At 63.4% G+C, this 25,047-nt stretch carries 17 protein-coding genes; 8 read left to right on the top strand and 9 right to left on the bottom strand.

Going from position 1 to position 25,047, the window contains the following annotated elements:
* The coding region (locus B597_RS42115) for a two-partner secretion domain-containing protein (protein ID WP_024162413.1) at positions 1 to 6,575 on the bottom strand (6,575 nt) is incomplete at its 3' end.
* Positions 6,576 to 6,614: 39 nt separating this feature from the next.
* Entirely contained in the window at positions 6,615 to 8,210 is a 1,596-nt protein-coding gene (locus B597_RS42110; RefSeq protein ID WP_003293717.1) for a ShlB/FhaC/HecB family hemolysin secretion/activation protein, read from the bottom strand.
* 906 nt (positions 8,211 to 9,116) lie between these two features.
* Here B597_RS42110 and B597_RS42105 point away from each other — a divergent pair.
* Positions 9,117 to 11,150: an ATP-binding protein gene (locus tag B597_RS42105; RefSeq protein WP_003293719.1), complete on the top strand. Its 2,034-nt coding sequence runs from the start codon at positions 9,117 to 9,119 to the stop codon at positions 11,148 to 11,150.
* Positions 11,151 to 11,188: 38 nt separating this feature from the next.
* Here B597_RS42105 and B597_RS42100 read toward each other — a convergent pair whose 3' ends face one another.
* Both B597_RS42100 and B597_RS42095 read right to left on the bottom strand, forming a co-directional pair.
* Positions 11,189 to 12,856: a fatty acid--CoA ligase gene (locus B597_RS42100; RefSeq protein WP_003293720.1), complete on the bottom strand. Its 1,668-nt coding sequence runs from the start codon at positions 12,854 to 12,856 to the stop codon at positions 11,189 to 11,191.
* Positions 12,857 to 12,962: 106 nt separating this feature from the next.
* Positions 12,963 to 13,592, bottom strand: a complete 630-nt coding sequence (locus B597_RS42095) for a LysE family translocator (RefSeq protein WP_003293722.1) — start codon at positions 13,590 to 13,592, stop codon at positions 12,963 to 12,965.
* A gap of 69 nt (positions 13,593 to 13,661) precedes the next feature.
* Between B597_RS42095 and B597_RS42090 the strand changes: the two genes are divergently transcribed.
* The 4 genes from B597_RS42090 (at position 13,662) to B597_RS42075 (ending at position 17,090) form a co-directional block, all read left to right on the top strand.
* Positions 13,662 to 14,621: a 2-hydroxyacid dehydrogenase gene (locus B597_RS42090; RefSeq protein WP_003293724.1), complete on the top strand. Its 960-nt coding sequence runs from the start codon at positions 13,662 to 13,664 to the stop codon at positions 14,619 to 14,621.
* 96 nt (positions 14,622 to 14,717) lie between these two features.
* Entirely contained in the window at positions 14,718 to 15,716 is a 999-nt protein-coding gene (locus B597_RS42085; protein WP_003293726.1) for a class I SAM-dependent methyltransferase, read from the top strand.
* Positions 15,717 to 15,974: 258 nt separating this feature from the next.
* Positions 15,975 to 16,562 carry a TMEM165/GDT1 family protein gene (locus B597_RS42080; RefSeq protein WP_003293727.1) on the top strand — a complete coding sequence of 196 codons (588 nt, stop codon included), beginning with the start codon at positions 15,975 to 15,977 and terminating at the stop codon, positions 16,560 to 16,562.
* Between the two features lie 84 nt (positions 16,563 to 16,646).
* Positions 16,647 to 17,090 carry an ester cyclase gene (locus B597_RS42075; protein ID WP_003293728.1) on the top strand — a complete coding sequence of 148 codons (444 nt, stop codon included), beginning with the start codon at positions 16,647 to 16,649 and terminating at the stop codon, positions 17,088 to 17,090.
* A gap of 23 nt (positions 17,091 to 17,113) precedes the next feature.
* On the opposite strand, the gene B597_RS42070 is transcribed toward B597_RS42075, so the two are convergent.
* Positions 17,114 to 17,932 (bottom strand): M48 family metallopeptidase, encoded by an 819-nt coding sequence (locus tag B597_RS42070; RefSeq protein ID WP_024162411.1) that lies wholly within the window; start codon positions 17,930 to 17,932, stop codon positions 17,114 to 17,116.
* 131 nt (positions 17,933 to 18,063) lie between these two features.
* Here B597_RS42070 and B597_RS42065 point away from each other — a divergent pair, with 131 nt between their 5' ends.
* Positions 18,064 to 20,193 carry a methyl-accepting chemotaxis protein gene (locus B597_RS42065; RefSeq protein WP_003293730.1) on the top strand — a complete coding sequence of 710 codons (2,130 nt, stop codon included), beginning with the start codon at positions 18,064 to 18,066 and terminating at the stop codon, positions 20,191 to 20,193.
* A gap of 27 nt (positions 20,194 to 20,220) precedes the next feature.
* Here the strand turns inward: B597_RS42065 and B597_RS42060 are convergent, their stop codons facing one another.
* The 3 genes from B597_RS42060 to B597_RS42050 are packed head-to-tail and all read right to left on the bottom strand — an operon-like array spanning position 20,221 to position 21,292.
* Positions 20,221 to 20,838 carry an SOS response-associated peptidase gene (locus tag B597_RS42060; RefSeq protein ID WP_003293732.1) on the bottom strand — a complete coding sequence of 206 codons (618 nt, stop codon included), beginning with the start codon at positions 20,836 to 20,838 and terminating at the stop codon, positions 20,221 to 20,223.
* An 11-nt stretch (positions 20,839 to 20,849) separates the two neighbouring features.
* On the bottom strand, positions 20,850 to 21,110 hold the full coding sequence (locus B597_RS42055; protein WP_003293733.1) for a putative signal transducing protein: 261 nt from the start codon (positions 21,108 to 21,110) through the stop codon (positions 20,850 to 20,852).
* Positions 21,110 to 21,292 (bottom strand): CPXCG motif-containing cysteine-rich protein, encoded by a 183-nt coding sequence (locus tag B597_RS42050; protein WP_003293734.1) that lies wholly within the window; start codon positions 21,290 to 21,292, stop codon positions 21,110 to 21,112. Before B597_RS42050 ends, B597_RS42055 begins: the two co-directional genes overlap by 1 nt.
* A 245-nt stretch (positions 21,293 to 21,537) precedes the next feature.
* Between B597_RS42050 and B597_RS42045 the strand changes: the two genes are divergently transcribed.
* A complete protein-coding gene (locus tag B597_RS42045; protein WP_003293736.1) occupies positions 21,538 to 22,704 on the top strand; it encodes a 1-acyl-sn-glycerol-3-phosphate acyltransferase in 1,167 nt (388 codons plus the stop codon).
* 51 nt (positions 22,705 to 22,755) lie between these two features.
* On the opposite strand, the gene B597_RS42040 is transcribed toward B597_RS42045, so the two are convergent.
* A complete protein-coding gene (locus B597_RS42040; RefSeq protein WP_003293738.1) occupies positions 22,756 to 23,037 on the bottom strand; it encodes a hypothetical protein in 282 nt (93 codons plus the stop codon).
* A 404-nt stretch (positions 23,038 to 23,441) separates the two neighbouring features.
* Between B597_RS42040 and B597_RS42035 the strand changes: the two genes are divergently transcribed.
* Positions 23,442 to 24,791 (top strand): DUF1329 domain-containing protein, encoded by a 1,350-nt coding sequence (locus B597_RS42035; RefSeq protein ID WP_031323715.1) that lies wholly within the window; start codon positions 23,442 to 23,444, stop codon positions 24,789 to 24,791.
* The last annotated feature ends 256 nt before the right edge of the window (positions 24,792 to 25,047 follow it).

Raw genomic sequence — 25,047 nt, 5'->3', positions numbered from 1 at the left:
CCACCCGCGGTGGTGGTGATATCACCTTCACCCGAATGCACCAGGCCATTCTGGGTCAGGTCACCGGTCTCGGCCGTCAGCGCAATGTCGCCGCTGCCGGTGGACAGGTTTTCCAGATCGGCGTTGCCGGTGGCGGTGTAAGCGATGTCGCCAGTGCCCACGACTTGCGTCTGCTGGCCAGCGGTCATCAGCAGGTTGCCACCGGCCGTGGCGTTGACATTGCCTTCGCCGGTCTGCACCAGAGCATGCTGGGTCAGATCGCCAAGCGTAGCCTCAAGGACGACGTTGCCTGCGCCGGTTGTCACCTGCTGCAGGCTCACATTGCCTTCATTACTTAAGTAGTTGACGTTGCCGCTGCCGACCACTGTGGTATCAGCCAGAGTGGTCAGGTTGCCACCGGCTTGAGCCTTGATGTTGCCCGCGCCAGTCTGCACCAGTGCGTGCTGGGTCAGGCTGCCATCGGCGCCCAGGTCGATGTTGCCGCTGTTGGTGGTGATCCGCTGCAGGCTGGCGTTACCGCCAGCGCTGTAGTTGACGTCGCCGGTACCGGTTACGGTGGTGTTGGCCAGAGTGGTCAGGTCGCCACCGGCTTGAGCCTTGATGTTGCCCGCACCGGTCTGCACCAGCGCATGCTGGATCAGGTTGCCACCTGCGCCCAGGTCGATGTTGCCGCTGTTGGTGGTGATCTGTTGCAGACTGGCGTTGCCATCGGCGGTATAGCTGATGTCGCCTGTGCCCTGCGAGAGAGCCCGGGTACCGGCCAGCATGTCGATGTCGCCACCAGCGGCCACCGAAATGCCACCGTTGACGGTCTGGAGGTCGACGTTCTGCTGGACGTTCCCGCCAGCACTCAGGGTGATCGCGCCGCTATCGGTGTTGATCACGGTTTCGTTGACGGTCAGGTTGCCGGCAGTGCCGATCTGAATGTCGCCCCCGTTAGTGTTGACGCCGGTGATGGCGGCATTGCCGAGGTTCGGTGTAACGCCACCGATAACCAGATCGCCGTCCAGGTCCTCGACCTTGATGCTGCCGGTATCGGCATGCGCTTCGAGGTTGGCGACGTTCACGTTGAGCGCCTTGTCGGCACCGATGCCATTGGCGGCGGAAAGCGCCAGGTTGGCGGCGTCGATGTTGCTGCTTTCGTCGTCCTTGGCATTGCTGATCTGGCCGCCGGCAACCAGGGTTACGGTGCTGTCGACGGTGTCGGTGGTCAGCGTACCCAGGTTCAGCGAGCCGCCAGTGGTTACGGTAACGTCGCCATGGTCGGTTTCCAGAATGCCGACGTTCAGGTTATCGACTTCGGCCAGGTTGACTTCACCGCTGGCGGTGACGTCGACGCTGTTGACTTGGGTATCCAGATGACGGTTGGTGTTGCTGCCAGTAGCGCCGACGCTGCCGGTGGCGTTGATCGACAGTGCGTCGGCGACGATCAGGGTGCTGTTGTCCTGGTCGTCATCTACTGCGCCACCCGCGGTCAGGTCGATGCGACCGGTGCCGGAACCAGCATCCAGGCTGCCCACGACCACCGCACCCGCGGCGTTCAGGTCGATGTCGCCATCTGCGGTCTTGAGGTCACGCGCGGTGACACCGTTGGCTTCACGCAGGGTGATGTTGCCAGCGTCGGTGACTTCGGCGTTGAGGGTATCGACTTCGGTATCCAGGTCGATGGAGCCGGCAGCCTTGGCTACCAGGGTACCGCCCTGCACGTTGCGTTCGACGGTATTGCCATCGACGATCGCGCCGTTGGTGCTAGTCAGGCTGACGGTATGGGTGTGCGTGCTGTCTTTCACCAGTTCGTCGATTTTCAGCGAGCCGTCGGTGATGACGTTGATATCACCGGCGCCAGTGATGCCCTTCACCGCACCCTGGGTGCCGATGGTCAGCAGGGCGCCGCCATTGGCGTTGGTGATGGCCACGCCACTGTTGCCGGCGTCGGCCGCTACGCGGTCGGTCTGGGTATTGACGGCCTGGTTTGCACCGATGCCGTTGCCGGCGACCATCAGCAGGTCCGGAGTGATCAACGTACCGCCCTGGCCGAGGATGGCGTTGCCCGCCGTCAGGCTGATGGAGGTGTCACTGTTGACACTGCCTACCACACCGATGTCGTCCGCTGCTTCGGCGACGATCTGCTCGCCGCTGGCGACGGTGATATCGCCCAGGCCCAGACTTCCAGTGGAATCCAGGTACAGGCTGGAGTCGATGGTGTCGCCGCCATTGATATCCAGACGGTTGGCGGTGATGCCCAGCGGCTTGTCGGCGGAGCTGTCGATCTGCTGGTTCAGGTCATAGGCCGCTACGGCTTGCCGGCGTACCTGCAAGGAGGCATCACGGGCGGTGTTGGCCTTGAATACGGCCAGGTCGGCGGCGGCCTTGGAGGTCGCGGTGGTATCGCGGATCGCAGTGGTGGTGGCGAGGTTTGTCGCCGCGGTATAGATCGCGGCATTGGCCACGTCCAGGGTGTTGTTCAGCTCGGTCAGCAGGTCCTGCTCGGGCGCCAGACTGTAGCGCTCGTAGCTGTCCAGCGCCAGGGAGGCAGCGGACATCACCAGGTCGACCACGGCGAACGCCGCATCGGCGCCAGCATCGCCGGAGAACGGAATGGCCTGGGCCGCGCCGGCAATCACCGCCGCAGCGTTGCGGACCACTGTGGCGGCGTTGAGCGCAGTGTTCAGGCCGTCGGCGACCGCCGACATGCTATCCACCTTGGACGACTGGTTATTCGCGGCAATTTCAGCAAGGCGCTGGGACAGCTCAGCCAGGCTATTCTGCAAGGCGGCCGAGGTGACCAGAGCCTCGTAGTCCTTGAGTTGTTGAATGAGGATATTCAGCTGCAGCAACTTGGCTGCGGCCTCGGCATCGCGTGCCGAGTATTCAGCGATGGCGGTGTCGCGGGTCAGTTCGGCGTCGTGCTCGCTCGGGGTGCTGGCGGTCAGGCTGACCTTGTTGCCGCGGATGTTTTGCGCGGTCCCGTTGCCGTCGAGGATCACCCCGCCCGCCGAAGCAACGGTGACGTCACCGGCGGTGCCGGCATTACCCTGAGCGTCAAGCATGCCGATGGTGATGTTCGACTGGGCCTGCAGCGTGATCTTCCCGCCGTCGGTCTTCAGATTACCGGCGATGATCACACCGTCATAGCCAGGTACGGCGGAGTCCGACTTGGACAACGCGGTCAGGGTGATGCTACCGCCACCTGGCAGGTAAATGGTGTCGTTCTGGTTGAGGAAAACGATATTGCCGGCGGTGGCGGTCAGGGTCAGGGTGCCGCCATCCATGGTGATGGTGCCGCCGCTGTTGTCCAGTACGGTAATCGCGGTGGCGACGATGGTGATCGCACTGGCACCCTTGCCGACCAGCGAGGAACTGTCGACGGCGACCGCGCCGGCGTTGGTGGCGGTAACGCCACCGCTGCCACCTGCAGCCGCGAGAAAGCTGACATCCAGATCCAGGCCACCCTGCTGGCCGATGCCTCCCGGTGCACTCATGTCCAGCGAACGGGCGACGATGTTGGCCTTGCTCTTGTCGCTGCGGGCATCTTCGATGCTGCCGGCGGCGCTGAGCTTCACGTTGTTGCCACCGGCATCCACATGGCCCAGGGCGATGTCGCCACTGGCCGAAACCTGGATGTCGCTGCCACTGCCACCACTGGTGAGCTGCACCAGCGACAGCAGGTTGCCGTTGCTCTGGCGAGCGTAGATGCCACCGTTGGCGGCATCGATCACCAGGCTGTCCACTTGGATTTCCAGGGCATCGCCGCTGGTGCCGAAGGAGCGTACGGCGGCAGTGAGGCCACTGGTGACGAAGTTGGCGCCGTCGCCGTTGCCATCGGTCACATTGCCGGACACCTTGAAGTTGACGGTGCCTCCAGCCTGGACCTGGCCAACCACGGCATCGCCGGAGTTCTGGAAGCTCACCTTGCCCGAGGCCAGCACGTCCAGCAGGCTGATCGCGCCGATGTTCGAGAAGTTGACGTCGCCCGAGTTGGCGGTCAGGTTCACCGCGCCACCGTTCACCTGGCTGGTGAGCGCCTGGCTGGCGGTACCGATCGAAGCGCCACTGAGCTTGAGCGAGCCGGCGGAGATATTGGTGCCAACGCTGTCCTCGGCGGCGGTGATGGCACCGTCGGCGTTCAGCTCGACGCCCGTGGTGGCATTGACCGAATCAACGACCAGATCGCCTGTCTGCGACAGCTTGACGGCACCATTAGCCGCATTGGCCGTTGCGCTCAGCGCCAGCTCGTCGGAGGTGTTGGCGAGGTTAGCAAAGCCGTTGCGCGTGCTCAGGCTCAGGGTGTCGGTCGCGGTCTGCAGCGCAGTATCGGCGCTGCCGATGTTGCCGGATGCCTCGATGGAGAGATCCTTGGCGACGACACGACCGCTGCCCTGGGTGATATCGCCAGCCGCGTACAGCGACACGCTCTTGTCGGCGCCGGCATCGATGCCACCGAGCTTGTAGCCGCTGGCGATGTTCGAAAAGGCCACGTCCAGGCCCAGGGTGCGCGCCAGCGAGAGTGTGCTCAGGTTGCGGTTGTAGATCAGCGCACCGCCGCTGAATGCGACGTTGGTATCCCCGTTGGGGGTGGTCACCGAGAGCTTGGTCAGCGCTTTCAGGTTGGACAGGAAGACCCCGGCCTGTGCGGCGCTGGTGGTCGCGCTAAGGGTATCGACATTGGTCTCCAGGGCGTTGCCGGAGGTACCGATGGCGTTCTTGCTCGACAGGCTGAGGTCAGCGGCGGTGGCGTTGGTGGCATCGCCGTTGTTGTCGGTGATACCACCAGCGGCCGCGGTGAGCGAGACGCTACCGCCGTCGGCGGTGATGCTGCCGACGGCGATGTTGCCGGCGGTGGCATTGAGCACCACGTCATTGTCGTTACCGGAGGCGTTGATGGTACCGACGGTCAGGCCGTTGCTCTCATTCAGGTAGATACCGCCATCCTGGGAGATGGCATTGACGGTATTGCTCTGGGTGCTCAAAGCCTGCGAAACGTCACCGACTTCCTTGCCAGCCTGCAGGTTGATGGTGCGACCCACCAGTTGGGTGCCGGCCTGGGCAGCGAGAATACTTCCGGTATTGGAGCGCACACTCAGCGCATCGGTGGCCGATACGGTACCGGTCAGGATGACGTCGCCTGTCGAGCGCACCGAAACGCTCTTGGTGCCCGCGTCGCCGTTACTCAGCTTGATGCTGCCGGCGTTGTCCACGGCGGTGGAGCTGACGGTCTGCCCACCCACGGTAATCTGCTCGCGCGCGACAATATCGCCGAGAATCACCGAACCTTCGTTGTTCAGGTTGATGCCACCGTCTTGGGTGGAGGCGGAAAGCACGCCTACCTGGGCTCCAACAGCATCGTTGGTGGTACCTACGGAACCATCGGCAATGAAGTTGGCCGAGTAGCCGGTGACGTTGGTGTGCGAGGGGTGAGCGGAGGTGATGCTCCCACCCTTGGCGGTGATGACTACGCTACCACCGGCCTGGGCGGTGCCTGCGCGAACGTCGAGCAGCGCAACGCCACCGCTGACGTCGGTAACCAGTACGTGGCCATTCTCGGCAGTGGCGCTGAGCACATCGGCGTCGACCTTGAGCGCTTCTTCCTCGGTGCCGATGGAGGCACCCTCACCGGTGACGGAGAGATTCAAGGTACTAGCGCGGGTGGAGCTGTTGCTGCCGGTGGTGATCGTTTGGGTCGCCGCCAGGGTGGCAGTGGTGGCAGCCGCGACGCCAACGCCCTTGATGGTACCGTTCTGAACGATGTCGCCGCCTGTCATGGTCAGGTCGGTCGCCTCGACGATGCCGCTGTTGTTGACCACCGAGCTCATAAGGCCGCTGGCCGAATTGCCCTGCAGCAGGACGGTCTGGGCTTGCACGGTACCGCTGTTATTGACGCCGGTCAGAGCGTCACCGGTCGCAGCCGTCAGCGCATCGGCGGAAACGCTGAAGTTGATCAGGTTGCTGCCCTGCAGGTTCACCGTGAAACGGTTACCGGCAGCCATGGTGACGGTACCAACGTTGGCGATCACGTGGCCGCTGTTGTCGACATTGGGGGCGACCAAGTAGACGAAGCCGCCGGAGTCTGCGGTGATCGTCCCCTGGTTGGAGATGCTCGCCAAAGCGGCGCCGTCGACCTGGGAGAAGTTCAGGTCGCCGCCATTGAGGAAGCTCTGGTCATCGACGTCGAAGGTGGTGGCCAGCAGGCCGGCGACATCGATGGTAGAGCCGGCACCGAAGACGATGCCGTTGGGGTTGATCAGGAAGATATTGCCGTTGGCCTGCAGCGCGCCCTGGATATTCGAGACCTGGCTGCCCAGAACCCGGTTCAGGGTCACGGAGTCATTGCCTGCATTCTGGACGAACTGCACCAGCTCTCCGGCGTCGATGCTGAAGTCGGTCCAGTTGATGATGCCCTTCTGCAGCGCCTGGGTGATGACCATCTGGTTGTTGTTCATCGCGCCGATGGCGATGCCACCTTCGACCGCAACACCACCAGTGGGGCCAGCCAACGCAACCGAACTACCGGCGCCGATCACGGAAACCGAGATCGCCTTGATGACAGACTGCGTGCCTTTTTTCTTACGGGACATGAGTACTTACCTGTGCGAAATGGGTGTGGTTTCCGGGGCTCAGAAGCGGTAGCGCGCCTGGGCGTAGACGTAGGAGCTGTCTTCGGTGGTTTCGCTGAGCGGCATGCCTACGTCCAGACGCAGATCGACGCTCGGGATCGGACGTGCCAGCACGCCGATGGCCGCACCAGTCAGGTCCTGGTGGTCGTCCTGGTCGACGAAGGTTTCCTTCAGCCACACCTGGCCGTGGTCCATGCGCGCGGTGAATTGATAGCGGTCGTCGCCCTTGAAGATCTGGTAGCGGCCTTCCAGGCTGGCGGTGAAACCATGGTCGCCCGAGTAGGTCGATGGCGCATGGCCGACCACCGAGTTCATGCCACCGATGCCCCACTGTTCGCTGGAGACCAGCGAGTCGATGGAGTACTGCCCGGCAATGCGCGGAATGATCAGAAAACGCGGCGTCAGCTGTTGCAGACGTGCCACGTCGAAGGTGAACTTGGTGAAGCGGTTGTCGGCCTCCGCGACTGCGCGGCTGGACATGGTCGATTCGTCCTCCATGCCGCCGAGCGCTTCACCCAGACCGTAATGCAGGCCAACCGAAGCCAGCGTGCGACCGTAGAGGTCGGAGTTGTCCAGGTTCAGGCCGAAGCGCAGCTTGCGGATCTTGTCTTCGGCGGTACGGATGCCGAGGATGCTCTGCTCCAGGTCCTGGGATTCCAGCCAAGCCTCGGCGGTGATGATGCTGCGCGCCGAGCGCACGAAGTCCTGGGACACGCCCAGACCCCAGCCCTTGTTGTCACCCTCGATCTCGAGCACGCGGAAGGTGTTGCCGACGTCGACGTTACCCTGCGAGTAGTAGGCCCGCGCCTTGGTGCCACGGGCGTTGAGCGGCAGGCTGTAGTCGACGTAGCCGTACCAGAGGTCGCCTTCGCCCAGCGAGGTGAGCGCCAGCACATTGGCCTCGTCGCCATTACCGGTCAGGTTGGCGAACTTCAGGGTGGGCATCAGCCGGTATTCGCCGGTGTCCTTGCTGCCATAGTTGTTGACTTCCATGGCGCCGCTGACCCGCGGTGCTTCTACTACGTCTACCACCAGATCGGTGGAGCCGATCTGCGAACCGGGCTGCAGGGTCGAACTGACGGTGATGCCGGACAGGCGATTGAGGTGAGTCAGCGAGCGCTCTACCTCTTCCAGGGTGAACGGCTTGCCTTCGACGATACCGCCGTCGGTCAGCGCTGCGAGCACCTGTTCACTGGAGAAACGTTTGGTCCCTGTCACCCGCACGTTGCCTAGCCAGCCTTCGAGCACCACCAGCTTGAGGGCCCGCTCGCTGGCGAAGTCCTGGGCCGGGACCACCACCTTGACCAACCGATAATTGGCAGCGTGATAGTAGGCCTCCACCTTGGCAGCCAGCGCCTTCATCTCGGTGAGGGTCATCGGGCGGCCCAGATCGTCAGCGATCTGCATCTGGAGCTGTTCGCTGGTGAAGGTGCGGTTGCCGCTGAACTCAACAGCCTTGACCATCACTTGGGCCTGGGAGGCCTGGTGCTGGGAAGGAGGCACAACGGATTCGTTGGCCATCGCCGCATTGGCCGTCATCACGGCAAAACCGAGGGCGCACAGCAGCGCCTTCGCCGGTACGTGGGAATAGGACATGGGAACCTTGTTGTCAGTAAGTGGCGAGGAAGTCTTGCGAGGCAGGTAATGCGTTCGTCGGGAAACAGCCGGCATTTTTTGTTCTCTAGCGATGAGGCACACTCGAACTTGGCCGCTAATTCGTGTGGCCGTACAATCCATGTTAAAACGTCGGCATTTTTAGGCTGCACCGAGGCTGAAACGGTCAGTCAGGCACGCTTTGATTCAGGCACGCATAACCGGCCTTCCATAAGGCTTTTTAAGCGAACGACATGATCAGAAGCTGTACTAGCGCAGTGATATCATTCCTGACCGCCACGGTCAATGGCTATATGACATCATTCATCTCTGGCGCGGATTGCTTGACGTATCCAGCAAGACTCCGAAGTGGCCGGAACCGACCGATACAGGGCAAAGCAGGCGCTCACGAACTGATAACTGGTTCGAATGGCTCTTTTCCCCCACTGAAGCCATATACCGTTCCAAGTCTTCAGCTCTCGAGCTGACTGCGCCACAGCTATCCCCGTCTTGGCGATTCGGCATCCAGGAATGATCTGCTGTTCATCGCTTCATCACTGCGCATGCCGGCGGGCACAGCCTTGCCTGAAAGGCGGGGCCGTCAAACAGCCCTCGGCTTGGCTCAGGAAAATCGCCAATAAACTCTGCCCAATTCACCCAGCACGGATTGCAGTTGCACTGCAACGGGCCGACGGGGAAGGTTTCGCGGATCAACATCGGGGTGAGCCATTAGAGAGCCGCACATGCCATCCAGGCGCGGAGCGCAGTGCGAAACTGCGACCCGCAAAAAATCCGGACTATTATCACGCGCCATGCCAACTGAGTGGTCCGGCAAATTTTCCTGCTGCTTTGGAGTCACTACCTTGGCGCACGTAACATACGCTCGCCTCAACCAAGGACTTGATCGTTATGCATGACCTGCAGGCAATCATCGACAGCCTGCCCGGCATCTATCTGATCGTGGTGGCAGATACCGACTTCACCATGATCGCCAGCAGTGACGAGCGATTACGCGTCACCATGACGCGCCGGGAGGACCTGATCGGCCGGCCGCTGTTCGAGGTTTTTTCCGACGACGCGCCGGATGACCCGCATTCCGGCGCCGCGATCCTCAAGCGCTCACTCAATCAGGTGATCGCCACCGGCCAGACACAACGACTGGCCCAGGTACGCTACGCGCTGGAGCGGCCAGCCAGTGAGGGGGGCGGGTTCGAGGAGCGTTTCTGGAACGTGGTGAATGTACCGGTCAGGAACGGCGAAGGCCGGGTGCGCTACATCATCCATCGGGTCGAGGATGTCACCGCCCAGCTGCATGCCCAGGATCTGGCCCGGGCGCAACTGCAGGAAAGCGACGAGCGTCTGAATGCGGCATTGCTGGTATCAGGCACCGGCACCTTTTACTGGCAGCTCGACAGCCAGCGCATCGACATGGATGCTTCCATGCTGCGCCTGGTGGGCATGGAAGGGTTCGACGACATTTATCTGACCGAACTGCTCAAGCGCGTGCATCCCGTCGATCGCAGCCGCATGACCGACCTGGGCAAGCGTTGCGCCGCCACCGGCGAGGATTTCGAGATGCACTTTCGCGTGCAGTTGCCTGCGCAAGGAGAGCGCTGGCTGTTCGGCAGAGCGATGAACGTGCGCGATCAGAACGGCCGGCCGTCCTATCTGGTCGGGGCGTGCATCGATCTTACTGACCAGAAGCGCACCGAGCAGGCCCTGCAGCGCCTCAACGAGACGCTGGAAATCCGAATCGAGGAAGCCGTAGCGGCCCGCACATCGGCGGAGGCGGCACTGCATCAATCACAGAAGATGGAAGCCGTGGGACAGCTGACCAGCGGGCTGGCCCATGATTTCAACAACCTGCTCGGAGGCATCGTCGGCTCGCTTGGGCTGCTGGGCCGACGCCTCGACCAAGGGCGCCACGATGAACTGCGACGCCACCTTGATACAGCGCTCGGCTCGGCAGACCGGGCCACCGCGCTGACTCACCGCCTGCTGGCCTTTTCCCGCCGACAACCCCTGCACTCACGACCGACCGACAGCAATGCCCTGATCGAAGGGCTTCGGGAACTGCTGCAACGTACGACGGTGCCGCTGATAGCCTTCGAACTGTCACTCGCAGAGAGCCTCTGGCTGACCCAATGCGACGCCAATCAGCTGGAGAATGCACTGCTGAATCTGACGCTCAATGCACGCGACGCAATGCCCGAGGGTGGCAGACTGACTCTGAGCACGGCGAACCGGATGCTCGACCAGACCGCTGCCCAGCTTCTGGGCATGACACCCGGCAACTACGTGATGCTGTGCGTGGCCGACACCGGCAGCGGGATCGCACCGGAGAAGCTGGCGTATGTCTTCGACCCATTCTTCACCACCAAACCACTGGGTGCCGGCACCGGGCTCGGTCTTTCCATGGTCTACGGCTTTGCTCGCCAGTCGGGCGGCAGCGTACAGATCGACAGTACGCCAAGCCTCGGAACCTCGGTCTGCCTGTATCTGCCGCAGTACACCGGCGCGCCGGACTCTCCATCCCAGGCGGCGCCAGCGCAGCAGCAGCCAGCAGAGTTGCCCAAACGGCGCATCATGGTGGTGGACGACGAGGCGAGCATTCGCACCATGGTCTGCGAAGTGCTCGAGGAAATGGGCCATGAAACGCTGCAAGCCGATAGCGGGAGCGCCGCGCTCGACCTGCTCCCTCAGGCCGGCTCGATCGACTTGCTGATCACCGATATCGGCTTGCCTGGCGGCATGAATGGCTACCAGCTCGCCGAGCATGCACGCCAGATGCAACCGGTACTGAAGGTCCTGTTCATCACCGGCTACGCCGAAGAGGCGCTGCATGCCCGGAGTCCGGCCCAGCGTGAACAGGAACTGCTCGGCAAACCGTTCACCCTGGATACCCTGCAGACCCGCGTGCAAACCCTGCTGGACGCCTGGTAAGCAGGTGCACCCTGCTCAATCGAGCGGGCTGCGCCGCGCTACACGGCGCCGTCATCCCGCCAGCGTGCGATCTCGCTACGGATGTGCTTCTTGTCCAGCTTGCCGACGCTGGTCTTGGGTATTTCGGATACCAGGGCGATCTGCTGGGGAATGGCCCACTTATTGATATGCCCTTCGGCTACCGCCGGCTCGAGGAAGCTACGCAGGTCGTCGGCGCTCAGCTCGCGGCCCTCAGCCAGGACCAGCAACGCAAAGGGCCGCTCGCCCCAGCGCTCGTCCGGCACACCGACCACCGCCACGTCGCGCACTGCCTCGTGGCGGCTGATCAACCCTTCAAGCGTCAACGAAGACAACCACTCGCCACCGGTCTTGATCACGTCCTTGATGCGGTCGCGAATCTCGATATTGGCCAACTCGTCGATCACCGCGACATCGCCGGTGTGCAGCCAGCCGTCGGCCCAGAGCTCCTCGCTTTTTTCCGGCTCGTTGTAATAGCCCTGCGTCAACCAGGGCGCGCGCAGCACCAGCTCGCCCTGTGAGGTGCCGTCTGCCGGCAGGAAGCTGCCGTCGGCTGCCTGGATCGCCGCATCCACCAGCACCACCGGCACACCCGCCTTGAGGTGGTAGGTGCTGCGAGTGTCCTCGTCAGCCTCCAGCAACTCGTCGCTGATATGTGCACCGGAAATCAGCGGACAGGTCTCGGACATGCCGTAGGCGGCGATCAGGTCGATGCCGCAGGCCTTGGCCTGGTCGTACAGGCCTCGGGTCAGCGCACTGCCGCCAATGGTGATCTTCCAGCCGTTGAAATCGGTGCCCTGGGCGGCCTTGGCATTGAGCAGCATCTGCACGATGGTCGGCACGCAATGGGAGAAGGTCACCTGCTCACGGCGCCACAGCTCGATCAGGTATTCCGGGTCGTAGCGGCCGGGATAGACCTGCTTGAGGCCGAGCATGGTGGCCACGTAGGGCAGCCCCCAGGCATGCACGTGGAACATTGGCGTGATCGGCATGTAGACATCGGCCGAGCCCATCAGCTGCGGATTTTCCCGGCAACCGACGGTGACCGCCGCCGCCAGGGTGTGCAGTACCAGCTGGCGATGGGTGAAGTACACGCCCTTGGGGTTGCCGGTGGTACCGGTGGTGTAGAAGGTCGTGGCGACCGAGTCCTCGTCGAAGTCGGGGAAGTCGTAACTCGGCTCGGCGCCTGCAAGCAGGCTTTCGTATTCACCGATGCAGTTCGGCAGGCCAGCATCGTGCACGTCGCCGTCGGTAAGCAGCAGGGTCTTCTGCACGCAGCTCAACTGTCCGGCGATCGCCTGGTAGAGCGGCACGAACTCGCTGTTGACCAGCACGAAGCGGTCATCGGCGTGGTTCATGGTGTAGAGGATCTGGTCCGGCGACAGCCGCACATTGATGGTGTGCACCACCGCGCCGATCATTGGAATGGCAAACATGCATTCCAGATAGCGGTGGCTGTCCCAATCCATCACCGCCACGGTGTCACCTGCCTTGACGCCAGCGTCGGTCAACACGTTGGCCAGCCGGGCGATACGCTGATTGAGGGTGCGATAGTCGTAACGCAGCTGGTCACGGTAGACGATCTCGCGGCGGCGCTCGTAGCGTACGCCGGACAACAGCAGGCGTTTGATCAACAGGGGGTACTGATAGGCGTTCGCCGCGGGCTTGATCACACGGGTCTGCAGCATGAGGGGCATCCTGTTCTTGTTGGAGTTGTAAGCTCCACTCTAGAGCGTCCGCCCCCATGCAAAATCAGTCCAAAGGATTATTTTCCCGGTGGCTCGTTTCAGCGTGTTAACCGATCTCGCTCAAGGCGAGGCGCGCGCCAAGGCCGATCAGCACCGCACCGGTCAGTCGGTCGAACCAGTGCCCCAGCCGCGCAAAGCCAGCCCGTACGCGGCCTCGGCTGAACAGCCAGGCCACCAGCAGAAACCACAGCGCCGTGGCAGCTGCCAGATAGACGCCATAACCGGCCTGCACCAGCAGTGGCGTATCAGGACTGATCACGACGGTGAATAGCGAAAGGAAGAACAGCGTGGCCTTGGGGTTCAGGCCATTGGTAACGAAGCCGATGACGAACGCCCGCCACGCCGATCGAGCCACTTGGGCATTCGTTTCGCCGGGCACATCCAGATTCATCGGACGCGCACGCAAGGCCCGCCAGCCGAGATAGATCAGATAACCCGCCGCCAGCCACTTGAAGAGGTTGAACAGCACAATCGACTGCGAGACGATCAGACCGATACCCAGCAGGGAGTAGGCAACGTGGACGAAAATCCCGCAACCTACGCCCAGCGCCGTCCAGCTTCCCGCGCGCCGGCCCTGCGTGACGCTTTCGCGTACCACCACCGCGAAATCCGGACCCGGGCTGGCCACCGCGAGTAGATGCACCAGGGCCACGGTCATAAATTCCATCCAGTACACAAGCCACTCTCCACATTCATGCCGGGATTCATTGTCGACCAGCCCCGGCTTCTTCGAAAGGTACAGTTGATGCCCAATCGCGCCGTTTTCCTCGATCTTTCCCCTCTCGATCAAGGCGACCTCGATCTTTCCCCGCTACGCAATGCGTTCGATGAGCTGATCAGTCACGATCTGAGCGCGGCAGACCAGATCATCGAGCGTCTGCGCGGGGCCCAGGTGGCCATCGTCAACAAGGTCGCACTCGATGCCGAAACCCTCGCCGCCTGCCCCGACCTGAGGCTGATCCTGGTATCGGCCACCGGCGTCAACAACATCGACCTGCAGGCGGCCCGCGAACGCGGCATCGTCGTCAGCAACTGCCAGGCCTACGGCACTGCCACGGTGGCGCAGCACACCCTGATGATGCTGCTGGCCCTGGCCACCCGCCTACCGGACTATCAGGCGGCGGTCGCCCGCGGCCGCTGGCAGGAAAGCGGGCAGTTCTGCCTGCTGGACTTTCCCATCGTCGAACTGGAAGGCAAGACCCTCGGCCTGCTCGGCCATGGCGAGCTCGGCAGCGCCGTGGCGCGACTGGCGGAGGCATTCGGCATGCACGTGCTGATCGGCAACCTGCCGGGTCGGCCGAAACGTCCGGACCGCCTGGACCTGGACGATCTGCTGCCGCAGGTCGATGCGCTGACGCTGCACTGTCCGCTGACGGAGCAGACACGCAACCTGATCGGCGCACGCGAGTTGCAGCTGATGAAGCCGAGCGCATTCCTGATCAATGCCGCCCGTGGTGGCCTGGTCGACGAACAGGCGCTGGCCGACGCCTTGCGTCATGGCCACCTGGGCGGAGCCGCCACCGACGTCCTGACCAGCGAGCCGCCCCGCGACGACAACCCGCTGCTGGATCCGAGCCTGCCACGTCTGATCATCACGCCGCACAGCGCCTGGGGCAGCCGCGAGGCACGCCAGCGTATCGTCGGCCAGTTGGCGGAGAATGCCGCGACCTTCTATGCCGGTTCGCCGACACGCCAGGTGAACTGAGCCGACAGCGCACATGCGGATGCGTGTCGCGCTGCATGCGGCTTGCGAGCGCACATCCATAGCCCCTAAGCTCGCCGATTTTTCAGGGAGACGCTGATGGATCCGCGAAGCGAAGTGCTGCTGCGCCAGGCCGAACTGTTCCAGGGCCGGGTATTGCTGGCAGGCCTGCCAGCCGATGACCTGCTGGGCCAGCTGCCGGCAGCCGTTGGCTGGAGCTGGCATGCGGGCGATCAGCAACTGCTCGACAAGCGCTTTGCCGGGCGCTGCGGCTTCGGGATCAGCGTGCCGCAGGCGGAATTCGACAGCGCCGTACTGTTCCTGCCGAAATCACGCGAACTGACCGACTACCTGCTGCAGGCGCTGGCAGCGCGCCTCGAAGGACGCAAGCTGTACCTGGTCGGCGAGAAGCGCGCTGGCGTCGAGCGCGCCGCCAGGCAACTGGCCGGACTGGGCCGCGCACGCAAGCTCGACAGCGCCCGCCATTGCCAACTCTGGCAGGTAGAAATCGAGCAGGCGCCGGTCACACCCGAGCTGGACGCCCTGGCCCATCACTTCATCCTGGAGCTGGCGGACGGCCCGCTGAAGGTGATCAGCCTTCCCGGTGTATTCAGCCACGGTCGACTGGATCTCGGCAGTGCCCTGCTCCTCGAGCACCTGAGCGATCTGCCCAGCGGCCCACTGCTCGACTTCGGCTGCGGCGCCGGCACCCTCGGTGCCACGCTCAAGCGCCGCTATCCCGGCGCCGACGTGGTGCTGCTGGACGTGGACGCCTTTGCCGTCGAGAGCAGCCGCAGGACGCTCGCCGCCAACGGGCTCGCAGCCGAGGTGATCGCGGGCGATGGTATCGACGCTGCGCCGTGCCAGCTCGGCGCGATCATCAGCAATCCGCCGTTTCACCAGGGCGTGCACACCAGTTACCGCGCCAGCGAGATGCTGATAGAGCGCGCCGGCGAGCACCTGCTGGACGGCGGCGAGCTGCGCCTGGTAGCCAATGCCTTTCTCAAGTACCCACCTCTGATAGAACAACATCTCGGCCGCTGCCAGACCCTCGCCGAGCGCGACGGCTTCCGCATCTACCGCACCGTACGCCCCTGACGTCGCGGCAAGCGGTTGCACCGACCGGCCGGTTGCGGCAAACTCGCCGCCGTCCTTGGGGGAGTAGTCTCCGACGAGCGCCCTGCTCGTCCGGCATACGTCAACATACTTGGTCCGCAGACCATGGCGCATGCGACCGGCCACGCGTAACGATACGCCAGGCCAGGTTTGACAAGACCCATGACATACACACCTGACCCGGGCGGGCAGGCTGTGCATGTCATGGTGAACTGTCGACCCGCCCTTAAGGAATACCGTTTGGAATCGTTCTTCGTTCCCACCCTGATCGTTGCCCTGGCCGAAATCGGCGACAAGACCCAGTTGCTGGCGCTGCTGCTGGCCGCGCGCTACAGGCGGCCGTGGCCAATCATCTGGGGGATCGTCGTCGCCACGCTGGCCAACCACGCAGCCGCTGGCGCGGTCGGCAGCTGGGTATCGAGCCTGCTCTCGCCGGTGGCGCTGAGCTGGATACTCGCCGCAAGCTTCGTAGCCGTCGCACTCTGGACCCTGGTGCCGGACAAACTGGATGATGATGACGCCAGGCTGGGTCGCCCCTACGGCCCCTTCGTCGCCACCACGATCGCGTTCTTCATTGCCGAAATGGGTGACAAGACACAGGTCGCCACGGTGATGCTCGCCGCGCAGTATCCGGAATTCATCCTGGTCATCCTCGGCACCACGGTCGGCATGCTGCTGGCGAACGTTCCGGTGGTGCTGGTCAGCCATTTCGCCGCCGACCGGCTGCCGTTGACGCTGATCCGCCGGGTCGCAGCGGCCGGTTTCGCTGCGCTGGCGATCTACGCCGGCTATCAGGCGCTGACCATGAGTGCGATTGTCTCAGGCTGATACCCAGCGCAAATCTGCGTGATCGGGGAGCTGATACTGTGCACTGGCGCAGCGCATATCGGCTCCCCGAGGAGACCAGCCCGCATGTCAGCGGACGGACGCAAGAAACGAGTCTGCAACCATATCGATCTGAGTTGGAACAAGGGCCGGCTGGCCCTTTCCGAGCAGATGCAGAGCAGGTATTTCGCCTACAAGGGCTCATTCATCGGCCAGCCGCTGAATAGCGCGGGCTTCGCCGAGCTCGTGCGCGCCGTACGTGCGGCGATGCCGGATCTGCAAGTCGTGGTGGACGACTGCATCGGCGAGGGCCACAAGGTGGTCACCTCGTGCACCGTGATGGGCACGCTGGCGACGCCGCTGCCCGGCCATTCGGTCTCGAACAAGATCCTCGCCATCGCCGCGATGAGTGTCTGGACACTCAGTCCCGCCGGGGATATCGAGGAGATCCATACCCTTGTCGACCTTGACGGCGTGCACCAGCAACTGGGCCTCGAAACGCCCTGGACGAAGCTGCTTTCGCCGACCTGAGCGGCCGGCGCCCCACGCCAGGCTCAGCGGCCGCCGCGAGCTTGCTCGTATAGCGGCATGACTTTCGGGATATTCGCTTTGAGTGCCGCGGTGCGGGTGGCGGACGACGGGTGTGTGCTCATGAATTCCGGCGGAGCCGAGCCGCCAGCCGATGCCATCTTTTGCCACAGCGTGATCGCTGCATTCGGGTCGTAACCGGCACGCGCCGCCAGCTCCAGCCCGATCAGATCGGCTTCGTTCTCGTTGCCACGGCTGTTGGGCAGCGTCATCAGATACTCCACGCCCATGTTCGCCAGCTGCAGCCCGCCGGAACCGACTCCCATGGCCGAGCCGAGCTGGGTCGCCATCTGCACGCCATAGGCCTTGGACATCGCTTCGCGGCCATGCTCACGCAACGCATGCGCAATCTCGTGCCCCATCACCGCGGCGATCTCATCGTCGGAAAGCTTCAGCTTCTCGATCAGCCCGGTATAGAAAATGATCTTGCCGCCCGGGCCGCAGTTGGCATTGAGCTCGGGACTGTCGATCACATTGACCTCCCATGCCCACTGGGCCGCGTCCGGGCGGAACACCGATACCTTGGCGATCAGGCGCTCGGCGATGCCGTTGACGCGCTTGTTGATCGCGCGGTCCTTCTCCAGCACGCCCTTGCTCGTGGCCTCGCTGAGCGTCTCCTGATAGGACTGGGCATACATCTGGTTGACCTGCTCGGTCGACAGCATGCTGAACATGTATTGCTTGCGTTCGACCCCCACGGCACCGCCACTGGTGGTGTTGACGGCCTGACAACCCGCCAGCACGGCGGCGGCGATCAGCATGGACAATGTGTGCGGCTTGAACATCGAATCTCTCCGGAAAACCTGCGCCGTATCCTAGATCGGGGCCAACGGCCAGGCAACCAAACCTATACTGCAGTCGTCGCAATTGCTGCCGATAGCTTTCGAACACCTATAAAAACAAGAGTGGCCCCATCATGTTCCGATCAATCCAGACCTCCTTTGCGGTGCTAGCCGGCGCCTGCACACTGGCCATCATGGCAGCGCTGCTGCTCTATGCAGCGGTATCGAGTATGCGGACCCAGGAATTGGTCGAGGAACGAACCGGGACCCTGATCGATGCCATGGTCGAGGAACGCGTGACTGCGCTGGCACAATGGCAGGCCAGCCGCATTCAGGCGCAGCTGCAGGACCCGCTACAGATCGCCATCAGCCTGGCGCGAGTCAATGCCCTGCCCGGCATGACCGACGGCGAGGGCATGCCGCTGGCCAACCTGACGCGCGAGGAGCTGATCAACCTGGCGCGCCAGACGCTGTTGCAAAGTCCGTCGCTGAAAAGCACATTCATCGCCTGGGAACCCAACGGGGTCGACGCCAATGACGTGATGTACCGCGGCGACTCCCCCGGCATGCTCAACGGCCGCTTCGCCAGTTGGCTGTACCGTGACAGCAGCGGCAACATCGTACTGGACAGGCTCTCCGGCATAGAGGACGCCACGTTGCTCGAAACCGGTGTACGCGCCGGTGAGTCCTATCTGTGTGCACGGGAAAAGCTGAAACCCTGCGTCGGCGATCCGGCGCCCCTCGAGATGAACGGCGAGAAGACCCTGCTCTCATCGTTCAGCGCGCCGATCATCATCGATGGCAAGTTCCAAGGCATCGTCGGCACCGACATCGGCGTCGATTTCATCCAGCAACTGCTCAGCGAGGTCAACGGCCAGCTCTACGGTGGCGCCGGCGAGATCACCCTGATTTCCAGCAACGGCCGCCTGGCCGCCTATAGCCTGGATGCCAGCCAACTCGGCAAACCGGCGGCACAGGTTCTGGGCCCCAAGGAAGTCGAACTCGTCCAGCAACTGCCGGTCGGCCAGACCCACTATCAAGCCAATGAAGAAACGGGCCAGATCGCCTTGTTCCTGCCCTTCTCCTTCGCAGGTACCGATGCCCGCTGGGTACTGGTGTTCGAACTGCCCACAGCGGTAGTCATGCAGGATGTCGATCAGCTCATCACTGCCCTGGCCGCAGAAAATCGCAGCAGCCTCGGCACCATGCTGCTGATCGGCTTGCTGATGGCCGTGGTCGGGCTTGCGCTCATCTGGCTGATCAGCCGGCGCATCACCCGTCCGCTGCGCGACATGGTGCTCATGCTGGACAACATCGGCCAGGGGGAAGGAGACCTCACCCAGCGGCTGCACATCGACAGCCGCAACGAACTGGGACGGATCGCCGCCGGCTTCAACACCTTTCTTGCGCGCCTGCAAAGCATGATCGGCGACGTGGTTGGCTCGGTGCAGCAGGTCAGTGATGCCTCCGAGCACACCGCCGACATCGCCATCCGTACCGACAAGGGCGTACAGACGCAACTGGCAGAAATCGAACTGGTCGCCACCGCCGTGCAGCAGATGACAGCGACCGCGCAGGACGTGGCACGCAATGCGACCCAGGCGGCAGACGCAGCCAGCAATGCGGATCGCGCCGCCAATGAGGGCCGGCATATCGTGCAGGACACCGGCTCGACCATCACCGAGTTGGCCAGCGAGATCGGTCGCGCCGTCGACGCAGTGCAGACGCTGGCCCGTGACAGCGAAAACATCGATGCCATTCTGGTAGCCATCCGCAGCATCGCCGAGCAAACCAATCTGCTGGCCCTCAACGCGGCCATCGAGGCAGCCCGGGCCGGGGAACAGGGCCGCGGCTTCGCGGTGGTAGCCGACGAAGTGCGCAATCTGGCGCAGAAGACGCAACAGGCGACCGGCGAGATCCAGCAGATGATCCAGCGGCTGCAGAGCGGCACGCGGGAGGTGGTACAGGTCATGGAACAAAGCCGCGACAGAACGCTGCGCAGCGTGGAGCAGGCCGATACCGCTGCCGAAGCCCTGCAGGCGATCACCCAGGCGGTCTCGCTGATCAGCGACATGAACAACCAGATCGCCAGTGCTGCCGAAGAGCAGAGCGCGGTCACCGAAGCCATCAATCGCAACGTCACCAACATCGGCCAGGTTGCCCAGCAGGTGGCCACTGGTGCCGAGGAAGCCAGTCAGGCAAGTGCTGGGCTGACCCGCCTGGCCGAACAGCAGCGCCGCCTGATCAACCAGTTCAAGGTCTGACGAGCACGGCCGGCACCGCGTCCGGGGTCACGCTGGAGTCAGGCACTCCGGGCCGTCGAGACGCGGGTCGTTCACCAGCGTCGCCAGCGGGCGCTCGCGCAGCGCTGGCTGAGGCTGGCCCAACAAGGCCTGGAGTACCTCGAGCGGCGTTTCGGGATCGAGCCAGGCCGCCTGCCCGGCCTCATCAAGCATCAGCGGCCGGCGCAACGTCGCCGCCGGCAAGGTCACCACCGCGGCGCTCAGATAAGTGTGGCCCTGTACCGGATACGCCTCCCAGATCGCCGCGAAGTAGGCGAGCGAGCCCTCGCTGGTCATCCAGTAGGGACGCTTGCGCGTCGAACCACGCCATTCGTAGAAGCCGTTGGCCGGCAGCAGACCGCGACGCAGGCGAAAGGCATCGCGGAACATCGGCTGCTCGGCGAGCGTTTCGGCGCGTGCCTGCGCCGGGGTACGGGTCAGATCGGTAAGCCAGGCCGGCGTCAGGCCCCAGCGCACGCGGCTGAGCTGCAACTGCGCATCGACCTGACGCAGCAACAGGACCGAAGCTCCGGGCGCGAGGCTCCAGTGCGGCTGCTGATCGGAGGGAAAGCCGGGCAAGGCAGCGAAGTCCTGGCTCCAGCGAAAAAGGGCATAGCGACCGCACATAGAAGGACTCGTCAGCAGATCAGTTCGCCGGGAAAACTTTCCGGTTCATCGCCCGGCAACGGCTCGGCGCCATTGTACGCAGCGATCAGCTGCCGCGCCCGCTCGGCATCCTCGTCCGCCACCATGAGGCCGAGCAGGCCCGCCGTCGGCAGCTCGCCCATGGCACCGATCAGGTGACTGCCAGCCAGGAATGCGTCGATGCCTTCGCCGATCAGCATGCCGCTGAGCATCTCGGCCTCCAGCAGGTCGCGCGGCTCGTAGATGCGCCGCATCAATCATCCTCCCGGTAAACATCCAGCTGCCAGTCGACACCGTCGGTGCGCAGGTCGAACAGCACCGGCCGGCAACATACCGCGCAGTCTTCGATGTAGCGTTGATCACCACCACTGAGGTCGAGCGCAGCCTCGACCGGCTCACCGCAGTATGGGCACTGATAGTCCTGAATCTCGAGCATCAAACCTCCACGTGACTTGTCGCTATAATCGCCGTCTTTAAAGGTCGCCGAGTTTCGAACCTTTGAGAAGAACCGACTCGGTGCGCTTCACCAGAAGCTCACCTGGGCCGCAGGTCGGAGTTACGGGCAATCAGGCAGTACGACAGCCGTACGACTCGATGAGTATGGGTCAACCGGCTCCGTTCCGTTCAGCGATTGCCCGATCCCGTCCGCAGCAGCCCGTATCCGTTTCCCTTACAGAGAGCATGATGGACGAATTCGAAGCCATCCGACCCTATGCCGACGCCGAAGTCCCGGTTGTCATGGCCCGCCTGTTCGCCGATCGGGAGTTTCTCGACATTCTGGCGCACTTCCGTTTTCCGCGTCTGGCCGACAGCCTGGGCTGGCTGATCAAACCGGTCATCTCGCGCCGGCTGCGGCGCCAGTTCGCCAGCATTCACACGGTCGACGCGCTGCAGCACAAGATCGAGGAGTACGTCGACCGCACGATCGAGCGCGCCACCGACGGCGTGACCTTTTCCGGACTGGAGCACCTGCAGCAAGGCCGTGCCTACCTGTTCCTGGCCAACCACCGGGACATCGTCATGGATCCGGCATTCGTCAACTATGCCGTTTACCAGGCCGGTATCCGCACGCCGCGCATCGCCATCGGCGACAACCTGCTTCAGCGCCCCTTCGTCAGCGATCTGATGCGCCTGAACAAGAGCTTCATCGTACGCCGCTCCATCACCGGTCGGCGCGAGAAGCTGGCGGCCTACCAGGTGCTGTCGTCCTATATCAACCACTCGATTCGTCACGATGGCGAATCGGTATGGATCGCACAGGCCGAAGGCCGCGCCAAGGATGGCGATGACCGCACCGACTCGGCGATCCTCAAGATGCTGCACATGAGTCAAAAGGACCAGGCCTTCGCCGATGCGCTCGCGGCGCTACGCCCGGTGCCGGTGGCGATCAGCTACGAGTACGATCCCTGTGATCAGGCCAAGGCTCGCGAGTTGTACATCCGCGCCACCACCGGCAGCTACACCAAGGCCCCGGGAGAGGACGATACCAGCATCGCCCTGGGGATCACCGGCTACAAGGGCCGTGTGCACATTGCCTTTGGCGCGCCGATGGAAAGCGTGCCCGAGGATGCCAAGCTGATGGCTGCAGCGGTGGATCGCCAGATTCTCGGCAGCTACCGGCTGTTCCCGGTGCACTACCTGGCCTACCGCCTGTGGGACGATCAGGACCCGGAGATCCAGGTACCCGGCGCGGCCGATGTGTTCAGCCGCGAAGAAGTGGAACGCGCCGAAGCCGAATGGAGCAAACGCCTGGCCGCCTGCCCAAGCGTGCAGCAGCCATATCTGATCCAGCAGTACGCCACCCCGGTACGCAATCAGTACCGGCTCGAGGCCGGACTGGAACCCTGAGCGATTCAGACCGGCTGCGCCTGGGCGCAGCCGGCTTTCTGCAGTCGCGGATCAGAGAAGCCGGGAAGCCAGCGACAGGCCCAGCCCCAGCAACAGTCCAGCCGCACCGAAGCCATAGAAAACCCGATCGATGCGCCCGCTGGCAGGGCTCACCACGGATACGGCATCGCGAGTACTCGCATTGACAGCCGCCACTGGCCGCGCCATGGCACGCGCCTGACGCCAGCGGGTGGCCAGCAGCAACCAACCGCCGCAAAGACCGCACAACAGTGCCAGGCCATTGAGAAGTAAACCCGGTGCTATCACCAGCCCCGGGTACGCCTGAAACGACATCGGCGCCTCCGCGCAAGAAAGTGAGTATCCGGCACCGCCGGACAGGGCCGCGCATTCTAACCAGCGAAGGTGCGGAACATCGAAGGATCCCGACGGAACGCCATCGGCATTCCGACCATCATCAATGCTGATTATGTCGGGGTGTTCACCGGTCGGCCTTGACTTACAGTCAGCCCCACCCCCACCCTCGATACACCTCGAAGTGGCGAGCTAGAGCGTGCGCGCGGCCGGCAGCCGGGACTGCCGAACGGACGAGCACCGAAGTGCCCACGTCAACAATTGCCTCTGCGCAACGAAACCTGCCCGTGCACGTTCGAGCGCCGCATCAGTCGGCGCCTGACTTCGCTCAGACGCTGCGAGGCATCAGCTATTCAGAACTACAGGACGAGACAATGAAAACAACAATGCTCACTACCGGAGCGTTAACCCTGTCGCTAATGGCCTGCAGCGCCATGGCGGCGGTTCCCGAGTCAGATGCAGCGCGCCTCGGCAACGAGCTGACGCCCATCGGCGCCGAGAAGGCCGGCAACTCGGCAGGCACCATTCCAGCGTGGACCGGAGGTCTGGCGCCGGACGCCGCACCAGTCTCTTCCGACGGCTTCGTCGGCGATCCTTACGCCAGCGACCGGCCCAAGTTCACCATCACCGCGCAGAACTACGAGCAGTACAGGGACAACCTGACGCCCGGGCAGATCGCGATGCTCAAGCGCTACCCGGACACCTACCGGCTGCCGGTCTTCGAGACGCGTCGCAGCGCCGCCATGCCGCAGCACATCTACGACGCAGCCGCACGCAATGCCCGCCAGACCAATCTGGTTCGCGGCGGCAACGGCCTGGAGAATTTCACGACCGCCGTCGCCTTCCCGATTCCCAAGGATGGCCTGGAACTCATCTGGAACCACATCACCCGTTACCGCGGCAGCTCTGCGCGCCGCATCATCGCTCAGGCTACGCCGCAGGTGAACGGCAGCTTCAGCGTGGTCAAGTTCGTCGACGAGGTGGTCTACACCGACACCCTGACCGACTACAAGCCGGAAAAGCACGGCAACGTCCTGTTCTATTTCAAGCAGCAGGTGACCGAGCCGTCACGGCTGGCAGGCAACGTGCTGCTCGTGCATGAAACCCTGGACCAGGTGAAAGAGCCGCGTATGGCATGGATCTACAATGCCGGCCAGCGCCGTGTGCGCCGCGCGCCCCAGGTTGCCTATGACGGCCCAGGCACTGCCGCCGACGGCCTGCGCACATCCGACAACCTGGACATGTTCAACGGCGCCCCGGATCGCTATGACTGGAAACTGATCGGCAAGAAGGAGCTGTACATCCCCTACAACGCCTATCGCCTGGATTCGCCGACGCTCAAGTACGCCGACATCATCAAGCCAGGTCATATCAACCAGGACCTGACCCGCTACGAGCTGCACCGCGTCTGGGAGGTCGAAGCGACGCTGAAGCCGGGCGAGCGCCACATCTATGCCAAGCGCCACTTCTTCATCGACGAAGACACCTGGCAGGCTGCGGTGATCGATCACTACGACGGCCGCAACCAGCTGTGGCGCGTAGCCGAGGCGCACAGCCTGTACTTCTATAACGTCCAGGTTCCGCTGTACTCGATGGAGACCCTCTACGACCTGATCTCCGGTCGTTACCTGGTCATGGGTATGAAGAACGAAGAGAAGAACCCCTACACCTACAACTACAAGGCCAACTCCAACCAGTACACGCCGGCAGCCCTGCGCAACTCCGGCGTGCGCTGAGCCCGGCCTCCCTCGCCAGCAAAAGCCCCGCCCTGTGCGGGGCTTTTGCTGGCTCGGATGTCTTGCGACAGCCGATGTTCGAGCGAACGGGCGCTCGCGGGCAGGTTGGCGCTGAGCGCAACGAAGCCCAAAGGTACGGTACGAATACGTTGGGCTTCGTCGCTACGTTCCTTTAACCCAACCTACGCCCCGCCCCGCCCTGACCGACGGCGTACGGCGCCCATGCAGTAGTATCGAGTAGGAGGCGGCTTCACAG

The sequence above is a fragment of the Stutzerimonas stutzeri KOS6 genome, assembly GCF_000307775.2.
Classification (GTDB): Bacteria; Pseudomonadota; Gammaproteobacteria; order Pseudomonadales; family Pseudomonadaceae; genus Stutzerimonas; species Stutzerimonas stutzeri_B.
The sequence above is the reverse complement of the archived record's forward strand: the minus strand, read 5'-3'. Positions and strand labels throughout refer to the sequence as shown.